Source organism: Streptomyces sp. NPDC127097 (genome assembly GCF_042724075.1).
In the GTDB taxonomy this organism is placed as follows: domain Bacteria; phylum Actinomycetota; class Actinomycetes; order Streptomycetales; family Streptomycetaceae; genus Streptomyces.
Window position 1 is genome coordinate 121059 of sequence record NZ_JBHXFI010000003.1, and the last position, 16910, is coordinate 137968.

The window sequence follows — 16910 nt, forward strand, 5'->3', positions numbered from 1 at the left end:
CTTCTCGGTGATCAGGGCACGTACGGCACGCCTCGGCATCGGCATGGACATCGACGTCGACCTCGACCTCGACCTCGACCTCGACCTCGACCTCGACCTCGACCGGAGTTATCTGCTTGTGATCCACCCAGGTGCAACCTTCTGTGCGGCCCGTCTGTCACATGCCAGAACAATCAATCAGTCCCTTGCACTTCTGGGAGACACTGTTGCGCGTAAGAACCATGGCAGCGATCGCTACCGTGACGGGCCTGGCCGCCGCGGGACTGACCCTGCCGCTCGCGGGGTCCGCCACGGCCGCCGCGACCACACGTGCCGACTTCAACGGCGACGGCTACGACGACGTCGCGGTCGGTATGCCGAAGGCGACCGTCGACGGCAAGACCAGGGCCGGGTACGTGAATGTGCTGTGGGGCAGCGCGAACGGGCCTGCCAAGTCCACCGTCATCAGCCAGTCCTCCACCGGGGTGCCGGGCACCTCTGAGGCGGGCGACCTGTTCGGTACGGCGGTCGCCATCGCCGACCTCAACGGCGACGGCTACGCCGACCTGGCCATCTCGGCCTCAGGCGAGTCCCTCACCAGCTCCAGCACCGAGCACCACGGCACCGTCACGGTCGTGTGGGGTTCCGCATCAGGCTTCACCAAGGGCGGCCTCACCGCCGCCAAGGGCGACTCGGAGTTCTCCCGGCTCGGCGGGAAGATCGCGGCCGGCGACTTCGACCACGACGGTGACCAGGACCTGGCCTTGACCGCCTCCGGTGAGGAGGGTGGCAGCACACGGATGCGTCCGGGCCCGTTCACCGCTGGCTCGCCGACCAGCACCCAACTCATCGACGGGTACGCCTTCGGTGGCGCCCGCGCGCTGGCCGCCGGTGACTTCGACGGCAACGGCACGGACGACCTGGCGGTCACCTTCAAGGGCGTGGAAAGCTCCGGTACCCGTGTCTACAGCCGGACCTCGGGCGCCTGGTCGACCACGTGGAGCACCAGCGACTACGGCAGTGCGATCGCCACCGGCGACTTCGACGGGGACCACACCTCGGACCTGGCCATCGGCCTGGTCCAGCCCAACCCGGAGGCCGACGGCACCCTTTGCGAGGACCGCCTCGGCGGCGCGATCGCGGTGGTCTACGGCAAGGAGAGCACCACCCTGGGCGGCAACGTCGCATGCACCACGCAGTCCTCGCCGTATGTCGGCGGTACCGCCGAGGCCGAGGACGACTTCGGCGCGTCCCTGTCGGTGGCCAACCTCGACCGGGACAACATCGATGAACTCATCGTCGGTGTCGGCCACGAAGCCATCGGCTCGAAGACGAACGCGGGCTCGTACCTGTGGCTCGCCGCGAGCCACACCGGTGTGATGACCGGCCCCGCCTTCAGTCAGGACTCGGCGGGCGTGCCCGGCACCGCGGAGGCAGGCGACCTCTTCGGCGCGGCCGTCTCGGCCGGGGACTTCAACGGCGACAACTACCCCGACATCGCAATCGGCGCCCCCGGCGAGAACAGCAAGACGGGCGGCGTCTGGTTCCACCCCTCCCGTGAGGAGGGCACCCCGCCCCCGATCACCTCGGTGACCCCTGCCCGTCTGGGGCTCAATGGCGCGGTCGAGCACGGCGGTGTACTGGGCCGCTAGGAGTATTGATCACGAACGTTGGCGACAGCCGCTGGGTCTTGATCATGGCGAAGACCTCCGGTGTGGTGGAGCGTCTAGGACTGCACCGCACGGAGGTCTTCGCGTCCCACCGTAATGCCCAGCTGACCATTCGCGGTAGGCGACTGCTGGTCCAACATGTTCTCTCCGGCCGTCCCGGTTACGGCGGACGCGTGATCGGCTCGTCGTCACTGAGCGTGGGCACGACCCCGACGGCAGACCGCCACGGCGCCAGCCACGGCGACCCCTTCCACTCGTCGACCATCTGGGACGACGATGCCCACTACGGTGACTATGCGTCACGTTCCTTTCGTAGCGCTTGGATGAGCCAGGGATACACCGGAGTCAGGTTCGGCACCACCTTCCAGCCGTTGACGATCCACACCAGCCGCCAGTACTGGTCCACCCGGGGATCGTGTGCTTCTTCGAACTGCCGGGCCATCCAGTTCCGGAATTCCGTGTCAGGGGTGCGCGCGAATGCTTCGGCGAAGCGGCGTACGAGGTCGTCGATGAGGGGTGCGGCCCTGTCGCTGAGCGGATCGATGTCCGACTCCATGGCCTCGGCTACCTTCTGACGGGTGAACTCCATCAGGTCCTCTCCGGCATCGTTCTCGATGTCGAGCCTGCGCCCGGCGGCCTGGTACCTGGCCGTCCGGCGCATCCGGGCCCGGAAGTCCTCGTCGCCGACCAGCTCAGCGAGTTCCACCCACGCGGCGACCTGCTCACTGGAGGGACCATCGGGGAGGTCTGGAGTGGCAGCGCGAACCATGGCCACCGCCGCCGGGTCGGCGTCCACTGCGCCGAACGTGCCCTCCACGAAATCGTCGACCAACCGTCGGCGTTCCTCGCCGGACAACTGCGTGAGCCTGTGCATGAGCTTGATCTCCTCGGGATCGGACCCGCGTCCGGCCACGGCTCGCAGCATGCTCCGACGCCGTTGCAGCACCCGGATCTGGACGTCCATGGCGTCGGCGTGCGCCGCGGCGACTTCCGCCACTGAGAGCTCGCGGTCCAGTACCCGTTGAATCGTGGCCAGGTTCATGCCCAGCTCGCGTAGTGTGCAGAGGAGTTCCAGACGAAGCAGTGCGTCGAGGTCGTAGAGCCGATAGCCGGCCGGACTTCGGGTGGTCGGCGCTACCACCCCCGAGTCGGAGTAGAACCGGATGGTCCTCACCGACAAGCCGGTCCGCCGGGAAAGCTCCCCGATCGGGTAGAGGGTCGTAGCGTCCATGTCCCCCACTCTGCGGTCTCCAGTCACTGGAGACTCAAGGCTATTTCCCCCTGGGCCCCGACCGGGACGAGACCCGGGCCATGACGATCGGAAGCCGGCCTGGGCAGTCGAGGCCGACGTGGAGGTGGCGATGAGAGTCGTATTCGTGCACGGTGCGTGCGTGCGGGACGGGTCGTGGTGGTGGCACCGCACCGCCGAGCTGCTACAGGAGCGGGGGGTGCCGAGCGTGGCCCCGGCACTACCGAGCTGCGGCGAGGCGGGCCTGCCCGGCGGCGCCGGCGGTCCGGGCCTGCCCGGCGGCGCCGGCGGTCCGGGCCTGCCCGGCGGCGTCGGCGGTCCGGGACTGCCCGGCGGCGTCGGCGGTCCGGGACTGCCCGAGGATGTTGCCGCGGTGCGGCGGGTACTCCAGGCCGGCGACGAGCCGACCGTCGTGGTCGCCCACAGCTACGGCGGGATCGTCACCGCGGAGGCCGCTGCGGAAATCAGGTCGGTGCGCCACCTGCTGCTGGTCTCCAGCTACCTGCCCGAAGTCGGGCAGAGCCTGTCCGACTTCGGGGACGGTGGCCCCTCCCCGTTCCTCGACGTCGACCCCGATGCCGGCACGTTCGGGGTCCGCCCGGAGCTGCTCGTGGACACGTTCCTCCAGGACTGCGACCCCGAGGTCCAGTCACAGGCGGCGGACCACCTCGCCCGGCAGAACGTGCAGGTGACCGAGCAGCCGGTCGGGGCGGCCGCATGGCAGCAGCTGCCCTCGACATACCTCGTCTGCACTCAGGACCGGGGCACCCCGCCACGGCTTCAGCGCGAGTTCGCCCGCCGGGCCGGCAGCGTCGTCGAACTCGACGCCGGCCACCACCCCTTCCTGTCCCAGCCCGCAGCGGTCCGGGACCTGCTGCTGAACCTGTGACAGCAGCCGCGCACCGAGCCGAGCCGGCGATCTGCCGGGCCTCTGCCGGGCCTCTGCCTGCCCTTAGAGCACTTCGACGCGTGCGGACCAAGCGCCGGTGGTTCTGACGGTCTTCCAGCTGCGCACCAGTGCGGTGAGTGGTTTGGATTCGAAGAGGAGACCTATCGCCGACGCAACGAGGCAGCGCAAGGCATGAACGCGGTCAAAGGCTTCCGGGCCGTGGCCATCCGCTACGAGAAGCGGGCCCATGTGTTTCACGGCAGCGTGCCGGCGGCCGTGCTCCGGCTGTGGCTTCGCGGCTGACGGACACCGGATGCCGCGGCCGGGGCGCATTCTTGTGGTTGCGGTCAGTAGATGATCGACACGATGTGACAGGTGGCTTCGGCCAGGTCGCGGTCGCCGTCGATGACGGCGCGGGACAGGGCTGTCTCCGGCTGGATGCCGCGGGTGCACAGGCGCCAGGCGGTCTCGGCGTCCAGGTGAACGACCGCGGTGGGGCGTTCGGCGTCCGGCTCGGCGAGCGACCAGCGGTCCCCGGTGGCCGTCGCGGTCCAGGTGCCCCCAGCCGGGCCGTCGATCCGGACCTGGCTCTGGGTGCCGACCGGCAGGTCGACGTCACGCAGAGTGTGGGGCAGGGCTCGCATGAAGGTGTCCAAGACCACGGACAAGAAGCGTGGATCTGGGTCGGTGTCCTGGCCGATGGCGTGCCGGATCTGCTGGCGGTGGGTCCAGAACTCGGTGAAGTCACCCGCACGGTCGCGCTGCGCCGGGCCCGGACCGAACGGCCCCGGCAGCAGGACACCGTCACGTCGGTGAGCACGGCCTTGCGCAGTACGGCATGACCACGATCAAGTGACAAGCCTACGTGGGGAGTTCCGCCAGCGCCTGCCGTACGCCAGCAGCAGAAGCTCGCAGTGGCTATTGCCCGGCCGCCGGCCCGGACAGCCGTGGAACCCGCTCAGCCTCCAGGTGCACCTTCGTGAGATTGGTGTGCCCTCCACAGCGCGGTAGCACCTCCGCGATCGGCCAACTCGTCCTCCGTCCAGGCTCCGTCCCCCGTCATCGCGAGGGCACTCGGCGGAGTACCGCGCAGTGCTCGAAGACCGCTCACGAACGCTGGGCCGCGATCATCCACACACCTTGTACACCCGGCACGCACTGGCGTGGGTACTCGGCCAGCGAGGCCACCTGGCAGCGGCGGAAGCCGAGTACCGTGCAGCACTCGACGGCCAGATCCGGCTTCTCGGTGAGGAGCACCCACACACCCGAAGCACATCCCGTGCTCTTGGTGATCTGCTCCGCCGCATCGAGTCCCAGCCGGCCACCGGAGCCGAAAGCGGTCGGCAGAGTGTGCCGTGATCCTCAGGCCGGGGCGGGGACGACCGGTGGGCGGTGCCGAGTGACAGGCCATACCTCGGCGCGCAGCCCTTCGGAGAGGCTCTGGACGGTTTTCCGAGCCCGATTTGGGACCATGGCCATGTGAAGGGAAATCCGGATTTCGGCGGGGCCGAGCCGGTGGATGCGCTTGAGGTGGCGCCGACGCCCCGGACGGCTGTGGCGTGGCTGCCGCCGCGGAAGCTCTGGCCGGTGATTCAGGACATCCGCTGGGAGCACGATCCGCAGGTACGGCGGTGGCCGCCCCATGTGAATCTGCTGTTCGGTTTCGTGCCGGAGGAAGCGTTTGCGCGGGCCGTGCCGCTGCTGTCCGCCGGGGCGGCGCGGAGCACGGCGTTCACGGCGCGCCTGGCCGGCGTGCGGTACTTCCGGCACCGGCGCTACGCAACGCTGTGGCTCGATCCGGCCGCGGCGGACCCAGCGCCGTGGGTCCACCTCCACCGGGAGCTGGGCCTGCGGTTCCCGCTCTGCCACGGGCGCGTCGGCCACTTCACCCCGCATCTGTCCCTCGGCCGCACCCAGGACCCGAAGCGCCTGGCCGCCGAGTGCGCCGCCCGGCTCGGCGCGCTGTCGGTGGTGGTCGAGGAGGTGGTCCTGCTCTCCCGACGCGGCGAGGGGCCCATGCAGCCGCGGGCCGTGATCACACTGGGCACTGGCGAGGTCCGCCGACCGCAGGAGGGCTAGATGGAGGGGTGCTAGAGGTGTTGTCCCCCCGGCACGTTGGTGACAGGCGACATGGCTGTCAGGGCGCGTGAACGAGGGCCTTCCGGCTCGGGGTGGGATTGCGACATCTACCGCCGAGTGCAGGAGGCTCTCGTGCTCCGCCGTAACGCCCTGGCTGACGCCGACCGGCAGTCTGCGTCTGGCCCGGTGCGTCGTCTGCGACGGCCGGCCGCTGCGCCGGGAAGCAGAGCGTTTCCAGGTCAGCCATACGACCGCCGACCGCTGGGCGGGCCGCTAACGGGTCAGCGCACGGTTCCGTCCCACTGCCAGTCCGCGCGCCGGGGCAGGCCGGGAAGCGAGAGGCGGCCCGTGCACCACAGCAGAGTGTCGGACGGGGCGTGCCCGGGCGGCGCGTCGGGGAAGAGGCGGGCGAGGACGGCGGTGCTGAGGCCGTCGGGCGGGGTCCAGGCCAGGCCGAGGGCGCGGGTGATGTCGTAGGTGTGGACGGCCAGTTCGGTGATCCCCATGGCGGCGAAACCGGTGGCGTCGGAGTGGCCCCAGGGGTGCCAGGCACGTGCTTCGGCAGGTGTGTCGCGCACGGTGGAGGTGAGGACGGATGCTGCGATGCGGATGCCTTCCAGGCAGGCGGGGACGGGGGCTTGGGGGTCGAGTGAGGCGAAGAGGGTGATGTAGCGGTCGTCGGGGCGGGCGATGAGCAGGCCCGTGTAGCCCATCAGGCCGAGGGCGAGATGATCGAGGGTCTGACGGCAGGTCCAGTCCAGGGCGTGGGCGGGGCGTGACCAGTCCTGGTCGGCTCCCTTGAGGAGGGCGGCCAGACAGTCGTCGGTGGCGGCGGCCAGAAGGTCCGTCCATGGCACGGTGGCAGCGGGAGCCATCGGGTTGGGCGGGAGATGGGCGGTGGCTGTGGGTGTCACGGTCACTTGTCGTCCGCCGGCTTCTTCAGGACCTCGATCACACTCGCGTAGCTGTCGGAGCCGTGGCCTGCGGCCTTGGTCCGTTCCATGGCGGACTTGAGGAGTTCGGGCAGGGCGTTGTCGATGCCGCGGGCCGCCGCCGCGTGGATGAGGTGGTCGATGGCCGCGATCTGCACGTCAACGGTGGCGTCGTCGCCCGGGTAGCGGCCGGCGTCCACCTGAGGCGCATAGGTCGTCAGGAAGCCGGCCACGGCGGTCAGCCAGCGGATCGCGACAGGGGTGAAAGCCGTGGCCGGTGTCTTCTCCGCGCCGACCAGTGCGGTGCCGTGCAGCCAGCCGGTCATGGTGGACCACATCAGGCCGAGCAGCGCCGCGTCGTAGAGGGAAGCCAGGCCCGGGTCGGTGCCCAGGTGCACGGGGTCCCCCAGGGTCGCCAAGGTCGGACGGTGGGCTTCGAAGACGGCGTGTGAACCGCTGTAGAGGAACATCATCTCGGGGCTGCCGACCCCCGGCGGGGTGGTCATGATCGCGCCGTCGAGGTAGTCGGCGGCGTGTGAGCGGGCCCAGGCGGCGGCCTCGTGGGCCTGCTCCGGGGAACCGGAGGTGAGGTTGACCAGGACCTTGCCCGCGAGGGAACCGGCGACAGGGTCGAGGACGGCGTGCAGCACCTCGTAGTCCAGTACGCAAGCGACGGTCAGCGGGCTCGCTGCGATCGCTTCCTCGGGTGTCGTGGCCAGGCGGGCGCCCCGCTCGACCAGAGGCTGGGCCCGGTGCGCCGAGCGGTTCCACACGGTGGTCTCGTGGCCCCGCTCCAGCAATGCGGCGGCCAGCGCTGAGCCCATGGAGCCCAGGCCGATGACGGTTACTGCCGGGCGATCAGAATGCATGCCACAACTCCCTGTAGGTCCGCCTGCGGCGGTTGGTCACGTAAGGACCAAGATCGCAGCGTGCGACGGCCGGGAACAGTGACGCTGGTGACAGCAACCACCAAATTCCTGCCATACCCTTCGAGGTATGAATCCTGGTTCCGTCGCCGTGGTCGTGTCCGAGGACATCGGCGTCCCCTCGTGGGATCTGTACGAGTTGAGCATCCCCTGCACCGTCTTCGGGAAGCCGCAGCCGGACCTGGCCGACCCCTGGTACGACCTGCGGCTGTGCAGTACGGGGCAGCGTCAGCAGGACAGCTCTGCGACCGGGGCCGGGGCCGGGGCCGGGCTGGCGATGCGGACCCCCTACGGGCTCGATGACCTGGTCGGTGCCGACACGGTCATCGTGCCCTCGGTGCCCGACCCCTGCGTCGAGGAGGGCCGACCGCTGCCGCCGGCACTGATCACGGCCCTGCGCCACGCCTACGACGCAGGCGCCCGCATGGTCTCCCTGTGCACCGGCGCCTTCGCACTCGCCGAGGCGGGGCTGCTCGACGGACGACGCGCCACCGCCCACTGGATGCACACCGCTCAACTGGCCGAGCGCTACCCGAAGGTGCACGTCGACGACTCGGTGCTGTACGTGGACGACGGCGATGTGCTCACCAGCGCCGGGCTGACCGCCGGCCTCGACCTCTGCCTCCATCTGGTGCGCCGTGACCTGGGCGCGCACGTCGCCAATCAGCTGGCCCGCCGGATGGTGGTGCCCGCCCACCGGCCCGGCGGCCAGGCGCAGTTCATCGACCTGTCCGTGCCCACCACCGACGACGGGAGCCTGGGGCCCGTCCTGGACTGGGCCCGTAAACACCTGGACCAACCCCTGACGGTCGAGGATCTGGCTCAGCGGGCGGCGATGAGCCCGCGGACCCTCCACCGGCGACTCCAGGCCGCCACCGGGACCACTCCACTTCAGTGGCTCCTCAACCAGCGCCTGGGACGAGCCCAACACCTGCTGGAATCAACGGACTTGCCCATCGAGAAGATCGGGGAGCTGAGCGGCCTGGGCACGGCGAACAACCTCCGCCACCACTTCCTCAAACAGATCGGAGTGTCGCCCAGCAACTACCGACGGGCCTTCCCCCGGACAACGCCCGAGTCCTCCCCCTCAGCGATTCGATAGCCGGGCGCAGGACGGAGAGGGCCGACCGCGGATCGGCCACGACGCATCCGCACCCGGCTCAGGAAGTAGCCGGTGCCGTGGGTGCCCATGGCGTTCCACAGGGCTCCGTTGGTGACGTTCATCAGCGCCCCGCACCCCAGCCCGTGGGCGACGGGCCCCTGGAGCGGGGCACCCACCCACAGGGTTCGCAGAGTGCCACGCTGCACGTCCGCCCCCTTCCCCCGGTCCGCATGTGCCTTCCACCACCCCGGATTGGGCGGGAAGTACGCCTCACACGGAGTGCCCGGGTTGACTGCCGGCCACCGCTCATCGTTGCCCCACGATTCGGCGAAGAGGCCCAGGGAGATGAGGCCGAACACCGGGTCGGGCGCGGGGGCCGGCAGGATGCCTTCGGTCAGGACGACTTCGCACCACCGGCCGACGACGAAGACCACGACCGCGCCGCACTGCGTGGAGCAGAACGCGGCACGCGCCGGCAGGCGGTTACGGCTCGACCGGGACCGGCTTCTCGGCGCGCAGGTCGCTGACGAAGCCGCCGTTGACCACGCGCATCCAGTAGGCGTGCGTGCGGTCCGCCGGGGGAATGTCGGGGTGACGCTCCAGTTTGCGGTCCATAGAGGTGGCGCCGGCCTGGACGTCCCGTTGGAACGTGTAGGGATGCCACAGGCCGAGTTCGCTGGAGTAGAAGGGCTTGCGCTCCATCAGGATGACCTGGTCCGGGTTGCCCTGCGCGGGCTTCCACGTGACGCGTACGGTTGCCGCGTCGAGACGGTCGACGGACGTCAGCGCCGGGGCCTTCGGGATCACCGAAGAGGCGGCGGGCTTGAGGTCGTTGCTGTGGATCATCCGCGGTACGGAAGGATCGTAGTGCTCCGGGTGGTCCAGCTTCCCGGTGACGCGGAGCGCGGTGGGAGCCTGGCCCCGCTCGCCCGCGCACGCGTCGACCTGGACGACCTTGCGCCAGTCGTCGGAGAACCTCACGTAGTCCTCCTTCTGGGGCGTCAGCTCGCGGACGCCACCGCCGAAGACCCCGCTCACGGTGTAGACGTAGCGGGAGTCGTGGGAGCGGACCACCTGGTAGCTGCACCCGTCCACGGCCGCGGCGCGCGCGTTGATCGCCGGCCGGAGCGACGGTGCGTCGCCGGCAGGTCCGGCGGCGGGGGCCGGCGTGGCTGCTGTGGCGACGCCTGCGCCCGAGGCGAGAGCACCGAGACTCAGCGCGCACGTGGCGATGGCGGCAGCTATGCGAGAGGTCATGCGTCCTCCGGTGACGTCCAGCGGCTCACGGGGAGCCGGCGAGCAGATGACGTGCTGGGCCGGCCCGGCCCGGCTGTGTGGCCTAGCACGGATACGTCTGCGGCGCGGGATGCCTCGGACGTGAGGTCGGCCCTGATCGGGACCGTCGATCAGGGCCGGACGCTACCGGCAATTGACGGTCAAGCAGAAGTCAAGGCACGGCAAAGCGAAGGTTTTGCGTCACCTTTCTTCGGCTGACGCCGTTCGCGGCCGGGGCGGCGGCCGGCTGCGCCACAGCGTTTCCACGCCGAGTTGGTGTGCGGAGGAGCTCGTCGCGCTGCTGGACGGAGGGACCGCGTGGCGGCAACGGGACGCGAAAAACCTCAGTGCTCAGGTGGGGGTGCGTCCCCGGTTCAGTTCTGTGGGGCATCCCCGGTTCTATGGGGGTACGGAGCGTCGTACGGAGTCCGTGGCCTGGGAAGCTCCGCCTGGCAGGCCGACCACCAGAGGACCGGGGCCCGACGCCACTCGACCAGGTCACGGTCGTCATGGGCTGTCGAACCGGGCTGCCAGATCCTCGGGGAGGGTGTCCCGATTCGCCCGGTTCACCTGGACGAGTTCGATGTCGGTGCGCCGTTTGAGGGCGTCGGTGAACGGGTCGCTCTTCACATGGACCGTGGCGACGATGTCGGTCTCGGACGTGAACAGGCGCCGGACCACGTCCTGGAACGCGGTGCATGCCAATTCCATCCGCCCGAGCTCGTCGATCAGCACGAGCTCTCCACGAGCCGGATCCGCTGACCTGAGCGGTGGCAGGGCGAGCCGCTCCATGACGCCCAGGTCGACGCCGTACCGGCCCACCCGCGGTGGCCCTGGGAGGTCGACGTGGGCGAGGACGGCCCGTAGACCGCTGTCCAGGGTTTCCAGCGCGAAACCGGTCCGGGTGCCGCCTTGCCGGATCTCTTCCGTGGTGAAGCCGACGGCCCTGCGGTTGAGCAGCAGCGCGGCAAGCCGGCGGACAACGGTCGATTTGCCCACTCCGGGGCGTCCCTCAAGCAGGATCCTGGTCGGCATCTTGTGCTCCGTATCGGGTGCTTCGTACAGGGTTCCCGGCGCGCTGACCGGCGTACGCGGCCAGTCGGGTGTTCTGTCCGCCTGGACCGGTGCCGACCGGTCCGATCGGGGTACAGCCGCGCGCATGACGGAAATTGAGCTGAGAAGTCCGGCGTTCAACGACCACGCGGCGATCCCTCGACGCCACAGCGGGGAGGGCGACGACGTCTCACCGCCGCTGACCTGGTCGGCGGTGCCGGCCGGTGCGTCGGAGTTGGTGCTGCTCTGCGAGGACCCGGACGCGCCGGGCGGGTCGTTCCTGCACTGGCTGGTCACGGGTATCGATCCGGGGAGTTCCGGTGTGGCGGAGGGAGAGTCACCTCGCGGCGGCCAGGAATGGCCCAACGGATTCGGCCGGGTGGGCTGGGGCGGTCCGATGCCTCCGCCAGGACATGGGGTGCACCGCTACTTCTTCCGTCTGTGGGCCGTTTCGGAGTCGCCTTCCCTGCACGGCAAACCGACGGTCGACGCTGTGCATCGTGCCGTGCGAGGCCAGGAGTTGGCGAGCGGCACGCTGGTGGGCACTTACCAACGTTGATCACCGTTGCGGGCGGAGATCGCAAAGCTGCTTGGCGTCTCCCCGGGCACTCTCTACAACCACCTCCCCGCCCTCCGGGAACTCCGGGCAGGCACAGTGCCCCGCCAGCTCGGAGTCCCTGGGACGTAGCCCGACCCCAGCAACGTCAATCTCAGCGGCAGAGGCGCTGTGCCGAGTGAACGCCCACAGCACGAGCCCGAGGCAGCTGAACGCGGCGCCCAGTGCGCAGACCGCGCCCCAGCCGGCCACCGTGTAGAGGGATGTCGCGGCGATGGCGCCGGTGGCGCTGCCGATCGAGTAGAAGACCATGTATCCGCCGATCAGCCGGCTGCCCGCGTCCGGGTGCAGCGCGTAAATCAGGGTCTGGTTGGTGACATGAACCGCCTGTACGGCGAGGTCGAGGAGGATCACCCCGACGACCAGGGCCCAGAGCGAGGTGCGGGTGAAGGCCAAGGGCAGCCATGAGGCGGTGAGCAGTGCCAGGGCGATGCCGGTGGTCCGCCGGGAGAGTCCGCGGTCGTTCAGGCGGCCGGCCACGGTCGCGGCCAGGGCACCGGCGACACCGATCAGTCCCAGCGCCCCGATCGCGCTGTGGGGCAGGAAGTACGGCGCCTCGCTGAGCGGTAGCGCGACGCTGCTCCATAGGGCGCTGAAGGCGGCGAAGATCAGCAGACCGAACAGGGCCCGGAGCCGCAGCAGTCGTTCCCGTGCGAACAGGGTGATCGTGGAGCGCAGGAGCTGTCCGTAGCGCAGGGCTGTGGGCGGAGCGTCGGTGTGGCGCGGCAGCACTCGGTACAGGACCAGGGCGAGCAGGGCGGTGAGTGAGGCCGAGGCGAGGTAGACGGAGCGCCAGCCCGCGAGGTCGGCCATGAGGCCGGATGCGGTGCGGGCGAGCAGGATGCCGATGACCACGCCGCTGGTGACCAGACCGACGACCCGTCCGCGCCCGGCGGGAGGGGCAAGTGCTGCCGCGAAGGCCACCAGCGTCTGCGTGACGACCGCGAGAAGTCCCGTCGCGGCCATGCCCACGAGCAGGACCGCCGCCGTGGGGGCGGCGGCTACCACGGCCAGCGCCGCCACCAGGAGCAGTAACTGGGCCACGATGAGCCGTCTGCGGTCGGCCATGTCGCCCAGCGGCACGAGGAAGAAGAGTCCCAGCGCGTATCCGACGTGAGTGAGGGTGACCACGCTGCCGACCAGTGCCGGGCTCATGTCGAGGTCGTGGCCCATGGTCACCAGGAGTGGCTGGGAGAAGTAGACGTTGGCCACCGCGGCCCCGCAGGCGACGGCGAACAGTATGACGACGCCACGGGACAGAACAGACCCGGAGCCCTCCCCGCCTCGGGCCTCGGCCCGTCGTGCCGCAGCCTCACCGTTGCCGGGCATCAGCACAGCATCCCTCCGCACATCTGGTTTCAACTTGCCACCAATGACGTCGGCGACGGTAGTCTTTTTGGTAGCATGTTGCAACCATCGTGAGAAGTGAGGGACCGTCATGGTGTCCAGGACGCGTTTCGACGACAGCGAATGTCCCGTCGCCCGGTCGGTGGACGCGATCGGCGACTGGTGGTCCCTGCTGATCGTGCGGGACGCCTTCGACGGAAGCCGGCGCTTCGGGGAGTTCCAGCGCAGCCTCGGCGTGGCGAAGAACATCCTCACCGCGCGTCTGCGCACCCTGGTCGCCGGCGGCATCCTCGAATCCGTCCCCGCCTCGGACGGCAGCGCCTACCGCGAGTACGCACTGACCGCGAAGGGCGAGGCGCTCTTCCCCGTCATCGTGGCACTGCGACAGTGGGGCGAGCAGAACTTCTTCGCCCCTGGCGAACCACACTCACAGTTGGTCGACCGCCAACAGGGACATCGCCTCCGCACACTGGAAGTACTGTCCGCGGACGGACGACAGCTGAACCCCGACGACACCACCGTCCACAAGATCTCCACCACCCAGTGATCCGGGCCGGAGTCGATCGCCTTCGTGAAGGCGTCCTTGAGATGGCGCGGCCGTTTCGGCGGTGAGCTCCAGGGGTTCCACGTCCGTGGGCGACGCCTTCAACACCCGCAGCGCACGTCGAGAGCCGCCCCCATGCCCAACTGCGAATTGGACATGGGGGCGACTACGGGAACGGATGGTGTCACCGCGGTGCGGCCCACCCACCCCAGGCAGGGGCGGGTGGGTGCGCCACTGCTACTCCTGGAGCTTCTCCTGGATTTCCGTCAGGGCGGCCGACACATGCTCCTCCGTGTGCGTCTTGTCGAGGCCGAACCCGCTGAGCACGCCCTGGCCGTTCTCCTGCTCCAGCAGCGCCAGCAACAGATGCTCCGTGCCGACGTAGTTGTGGCCCAGCCGCAGCGCCTCGCGGAATGTGAGCTCAAGGGCCTTCTTCGCATGGGCGTCGAACGGCACGAGGGCGGGCAGGGGCTCACTGGAAGGCTCCGGCAGGGTCCCGGCCACGGCCTCTTTGACCGCCTCCAGTTGTATGCCCTGGGCGACGAGCACCCGTGCGGCCAGCCCTTCCGGGGCGTCGAGCAGGCCGAGCACGAGATGCCCCGTGCCGATCTGCGCGTGACTACCTTCGCGGGCCTTGTTCTGGGACGCGACGACGACATTCCTGGCCCGCGGAGTGAACCTGCCGAAGTCCTGGCTCATGTCGGCCGCCGCCTCGTCCTTCGTCACAAACCGCTTCTGGGCGGCCTGCCGCGTCACGCCCATGGACTTGCCGATCTCGGTCCATGAGGCACCGGACCGGCGGGCTTGGTCGACGAAGTGACCGATGAGGTGGTCGGCCACTTCGCCGAGATGGTCAGCGGCCACGACAGCGCTCTGGAGCTGGTCCAGGGCATCGCCGTGCACCTTCTTGATCGCCTCGATGAGGTCGTCGAGACGGACGGGATTGTTCATCTGAGTCGAATCCACCATGAGGCAACCCTAGGTTGACAATTGAGTGGGTGTCAACCCGTGGTTGACGGTCGCGCGCAGTCGTCGCTGAGGCCGCCGGCACGCCTGCTCCCCGAGGATGCCGAGCGTGGACGAGACCGGCGGCCGGGTATGTACGCCGACAGGCGGAGCACCACCGTGCCGCCCTCGGCCCCGGCTGCCTCGCCCCCCCGCACAACCGCCCACCTGCCCGGGCATGGGCGCGGCCGAGGTGCGTTCGCCGGCGAGCTCGACCACCACGCGTGATCTCAATTCCCGAACGGACCGGCATCGAACTGGGCGTCAATTGCCTGACCTGCACGGTTTGCACGTCCTTGGTGTGCCAACGTCGAGGCCGGCACGAGTGGCCAGGCGAAGGGACGGACGACAGTGGGATTACGCAACGGCCGGTGGGGAATGGCGCTCAGCGCGGTCGCGGCGGCGGCCGCGGGGGTCGTGCTGCTCGGACCCGGTGCCGCGGGGCCCGGAGCCGGTCCGAAGGCGTCGTTCGCGCTCCGCTCCCATGAACCGCAGGTGGTCGTGGGTGATGACGATGCGCCAGTGCCGCTCCTGACGCCCGCGTTCAAGAACACCGGGCCCGAATCGGCCTCCCGCGGCGTCGTCCTGCGGGTGTCGGTCACCAACGCGGCGATTGCCGACACCGCCCCCTCACACCGCAACTGCTACTACTCGGACGACTACCGCACAGCGTTCTGCGAGTTCCCGGACGCCGTGCCCGTGGGAGCCGCGTTCGAGACGACCGAGCCGATCACGGAGCGCATCAACGCCCAGTACCACGAGCTCGAAGCGGCATACACATACGCCATGTGGCCGTTGGACAGTCCTTCACCGCACACCCCGGACTACAAGACGCACTACCACCAGGGCACGGGTGACGCACTCGGTCTGAAGCCCACGACCCTCAGCGCCGGCAAGCGCGGTGGTGAACTGCGCTTCCGCTGGAAGGCGTTGGAGGGGCCGGCGGACTGGTCTGTCAGCCCCCTCACGATCCGCGGCAGGATCGGTGAAGAGGTCGAGGTGGATGTCCCACAGCCCCGGAGCACACCGCAGCCGGGCCCGATACGGATGCGCGTCGAACTCCCGCCCGGCACCACACTGGCCGAGCTCACACCGGAGGTGCGGGCATCAAAGCCTTCCGAAGTGGACTACTGCTCGCGGGATGACAAGGACGGGAACATCTACTGCACCAACGTCAACTGGAACGTCCTACGGGTGCGGATCGACCACCGGGCCGACGGCGGCGAAGGGCGGATCTCGGTGCCCCAGCCGTTCAACGGGGACACCGACCCAGCCAACAACTCCGCCCCGATCAAGGTTGAGATCACCGGCACCGAAAAATAGCCGGAGCACGCCATGCCACCGGCATCCGTGGGCCGGGCAGCCCGACTGAGCCACCAACGGCGTAGCAAGGCAGCCTGTCCAACCGCGTAGCCAGAACCAGACCTTGGACGACTCCCCCACGGCCGGCCCCCTGTATGGCGAACTGAGCGGCGGGCTGCTCTGAGACGCCTGTTGCCGATATTTCCTACGGCCGGCGCCGGGTGACGATCCGCAAACGGGAGGACCACCCGCACGGAGGGCGGGGCGATTCGCCCGCGAAGGCGAGAGCCGGGACCTATCGATGCTTCTCCCACTCGTCCCGGGTGAGTTCGTACTCGACTTCGCCGTGCTCGGAGCCCTCGATCGCCTCCGGCCAGTCCCCGGTGAAGTTCCTGACGAAGCACAGGCCCGACTTCTCCATGACACGGCGTGAGCGGGTGTTGACGGTCATGGTCTGCGCCATGACCCTCCGGACCCCCAGTTCCGTGAACCCCTTGGCGATCAGGGCCCGGGAGCCCTCGGTGGCGTAACCGCGCCCCCATGCCGCGTGATGCAGTCGATAGCCGAGTTCGACCACGGCGGAGCTGTGCTCCTCCAGCGGCCGGAACTCGAACCAGCCCAGGAAGGAACCGGTGGCCTTCTCCTGCGCGGCCCAGTAGCCGCGGGTCCCCCAGCACGGGTAGTCGTGCAGGAACCGGGGCATGGTCCGCGTCTGGATCACCTCACGGTCGGCGGGGCGTCCGCCATTGATGAAGCGCATGACCTCGGGGTCGTTGTTCAGGGCGAACAGGCGGTCGGCGTCGGCCGGCGTGAACGCGCGCAGGATGAGCCTGTCGGACTCCAGGAAGATGGGCATGCGCGATCTTCACCACGGGCGGGTCGGCATCGCCACCGGTTTTCAGACCGGTGGCCGGCAGCGGAGTTCATGCTGCGGCGTTTCAC

The 16910-nt window shown here is 69.4% G+C and carries 16 protein-coding genes and 3 pseudogenes; 10 read left to right on the forward strand and 9 right to left on the reverse strand.

Annotated features, from left to right (window positions below):
* Window positions 1-221: 221 nt before the first annotated feature.
* The gene (locus ACFWJW_RS04285; RefSeq protein WP_387234650.1) at window positions 222-1631 is read left to right on the forward strand and encodes an FG-GAP-like repeat-containing protein; all 1410 of its coding nucleotides are present in this window, start codon (window positions 222-224) and stop codon (window positions 1629-1631) included.
* Window positions 1632-1941: 310 nt separating this feature from the next.
* On the opposite strand, the gene ACFWJW_RS04290 is transcribed toward ACFWJW_RS04285, so the two are convergent.
* A complete protein-coding gene (locus ACFWJW_RS04290; RefSeq protein ID WP_387234653.1) occupies window positions 1942-2880 on the reverse strand; it encodes a MerR family transcriptional regulator in 939 nt (312 codons plus the stop codon).
* Between the two features lie 130 nt (window positions 2881-3010).
* On the opposite strand from ACFWJW_RS04290, the gene ACFWJW_RS04295 reads away from it, so the two are divergent.
* Window positions 3011-3787, forward strand: coding sequence for an alpha/beta hydrolase (locus ACFWJW_RS04295; RefSeq protein WP_387234656.1), 777 nt, complete (start codon window positions 3011-3013; stop codon window positions 3785-3787).
* A gap of 347 nt (window positions 3788-4134) precedes the next feature.
* On the opposite strand, the pseudogene ACFWJW_RS04300 reads toward ACFWJW_RS04295, so the two are convergent.
* Window positions 4135-4545, reverse strand: a pseudogene (locus ACFWJW_RS04300) (hypothetical protein); the annotation flags it as partial.
* 334 nt (window positions 4546-4879) lie between these two features.
* Between ACFWJW_RS04300 and ACFWJW_RS04305 the strand changes: the two are divergent.
* From ACFWJW_RS04305 to ACFWJW_RS04315, 3 genes and pseudogenes are all read left to right on the forward strand, one after another.
* Entirely contained in the window at window positions 4880-5146 is a 267-nt protein-coding gene (locus ACFWJW_RS04305) for a tetratricopeptide repeat protein (RefSeq protein WP_387234659.1), read from the forward strand.
* Window positions 5147-5266: 120 nt separating this feature from the next.
* Window positions 5267-5866: a 2'-5' RNA ligase family protein gene (locus ACFWJW_RS04310; RefSeq protein WP_387234662.1), complete on the forward strand. Its 600-nt coding sequence runs from the start codon at window positions 5267-5269 to the stop codon at window positions 5864-5866.
* 154 nt (window positions 5867-6020) lie between these two features.
* Window positions 6021-6140 (forward strand): annotated as a pseudogene (locus ACFWJW_RS04315) (IS481 family transposase); the annotation flags it as partial.
* Between the two features lie 7 nt (window positions 6141-6147).
* On the opposite strand, the gene ACFWJW_RS04320 reads toward ACFWJW_RS04315, so the two are convergent.
* Both ACFWJW_RS04320 and ACFWJW_RS04325 read right to left on the reverse strand, forming a co-directional pair.
* Window positions 6148-6780: a maleylpyruvate isomerase N-terminal domain-containing protein gene (locus ACFWJW_RS04320; protein WP_387235099.1), complete on the reverse strand. Its 633-nt coding sequence runs from the start codon at window positions 6778-6780 to the stop codon at window positions 6148-6150.
* A 2-nt stretch (window positions 6781-6782) separates the two neighbouring features.
* Window positions 6783-7667 carry an NAD(P)-dependent oxidoreductase gene (locus ACFWJW_RS04325; protein WP_387234665.1) on the reverse strand — a complete coding sequence of 295 codons (885 nt, stop codon included), beginning with the start codon at window positions 7665-7667 and terminating at the stop codon, window positions 6783-6785.
* Window positions 7668-7794: 127 nt separating this feature from the next.
* Between ACFWJW_RS04325 and ACFWJW_RS04330 the strand changes: the two genes are divergently transcribed.
* Window positions 7795-8826, forward strand: a complete 1032-nt coding sequence (locus ACFWJW_RS04330; protein ID WP_387234668.1) for a GlxA family transcriptional regulator — start codon at window positions 7795-7797, stop codon at window positions 8824-8826.
* Window positions 8827-9309: 483 nt separating this feature from the next.
* On the opposite strand, the gene ACFWJW_RS04335 is transcribed toward ACFWJW_RS04330, so the two are convergent.
* Together ACFWJW_RS04335 and ACFWJW_RS04340 are read right to left on the reverse strand one after the other, a co-directional pair.
* Entirely contained in the window at window positions 9310-10083 is a 774-nt protein-coding gene (locus ACFWJW_RS04335; RefSeq protein ID WP_387234671.1) for a hypothetical protein, read from the reverse strand.
* A 525-nt stretch (window positions 10084-10608) separates the two neighbouring features.
* A complete protein-coding gene (locus ACFWJW_RS04340; protein WP_387234674.1) occupies window positions 10609-11136 on the reverse strand; it encodes an NTPase in 528 nt (175 codons plus the stop codon).
* A gap of 124 nt (window positions 11137-11260) precedes the next feature.
* On the opposite strand from ACFWJW_RS04340, the gene ACFWJW_RS04345 reads away from it, so the two are divergent.
* Window positions 11261-11713 (forward strand): YbhB/YbcL family Raf kinase inhibitor-like protein, encoded by a 453-nt coding sequence (locus ACFWJW_RS04345; protein WP_387234676.1) that lies wholly within the window; start codon window positions 11261-11263, stop codon window positions 11711-11713.
* Between the two features lie 6 nt (window positions 11714-11719).
* Window positions 11720-11842, forward strand: a complete 123-nt coding sequence (locus tag ACFWJW_RS04350) for an ArsR family transcriptional regulator (RefSeq protein ID WP_387235102.1) — start codon at window positions 11720-11722, stop codon at window positions 11840-11842.
* A 33-nt stretch (window positions 11843-11875) separates the two neighbouring features.
* On the opposite strand, the pseudogene ACFWJW_RS04355 reads toward ACFWJW_RS04350, so the two are convergent.
* Window positions 11876-13099: pseudogene (locus ACFWJW_RS04355) on the reverse strand (MFS transporter); the annotation flags it as partial.
* Window positions 13100-13208: 109 nt separating this feature from the next.
* Between ACFWJW_RS04355 and ACFWJW_RS04360 the strand changes: the two are divergent.
* Window positions 13209-13664: a winged helix-turn-helix transcriptional regulator gene (locus tag ACFWJW_RS04360; protein ID WP_387234679.1), complete on the forward strand. Its 456-nt coding sequence runs from the start codon at window positions 13209-13211 to the stop codon at window positions 13662-13664.
* Window positions 13665-13898: 234 nt separating this feature from the next.
* Here the strand turns inward: ACFWJW_RS04360 and ACFWJW_RS04365 are convergent, their stop codons facing one another.
* On the reverse strand, window positions 13899-14630 hold the full coding sequence (locus ACFWJW_RS04365; RefSeq protein WP_387234682.1) for a Clp protease N-terminal domain-containing protein: 732 nt from the start codon (window positions 14628-14630) through the stop codon (window positions 13899-13901).
* A 387-nt stretch (window positions 14631-15017) separates the two neighbouring features.
* Here ACFWJW_RS04365 and ACFWJW_RS04370 point away from each other — a divergent pair, with 387 nt between their 5' ends.
* Window positions 15018-15989 (forward strand): hypothetical protein, encoded by a 972-nt coding sequence (locus tag ACFWJW_RS04370; protein WP_387234685.1) that lies wholly within the window; start codon window positions 15018-15020, stop codon window positions 15987-15989.
* Between the two features lie 274 nt (window positions 15990-16263).
* Here ACFWJW_RS04370 and ACFWJW_RS04375 read toward each other — a convergent pair whose 3' ends face one another.
* Window positions 16264-16824: a GNAT family N-acetyltransferase gene (locus tag ACFWJW_RS04375; RefSeq protein WP_387234688.1), complete on the reverse strand. Its 561-nt coding sequence runs from the start codon at window positions 16822-16824 to the stop codon at window positions 16264-16266.
* Window positions 16825-16910: the final 86 nt, after the last annotated feature.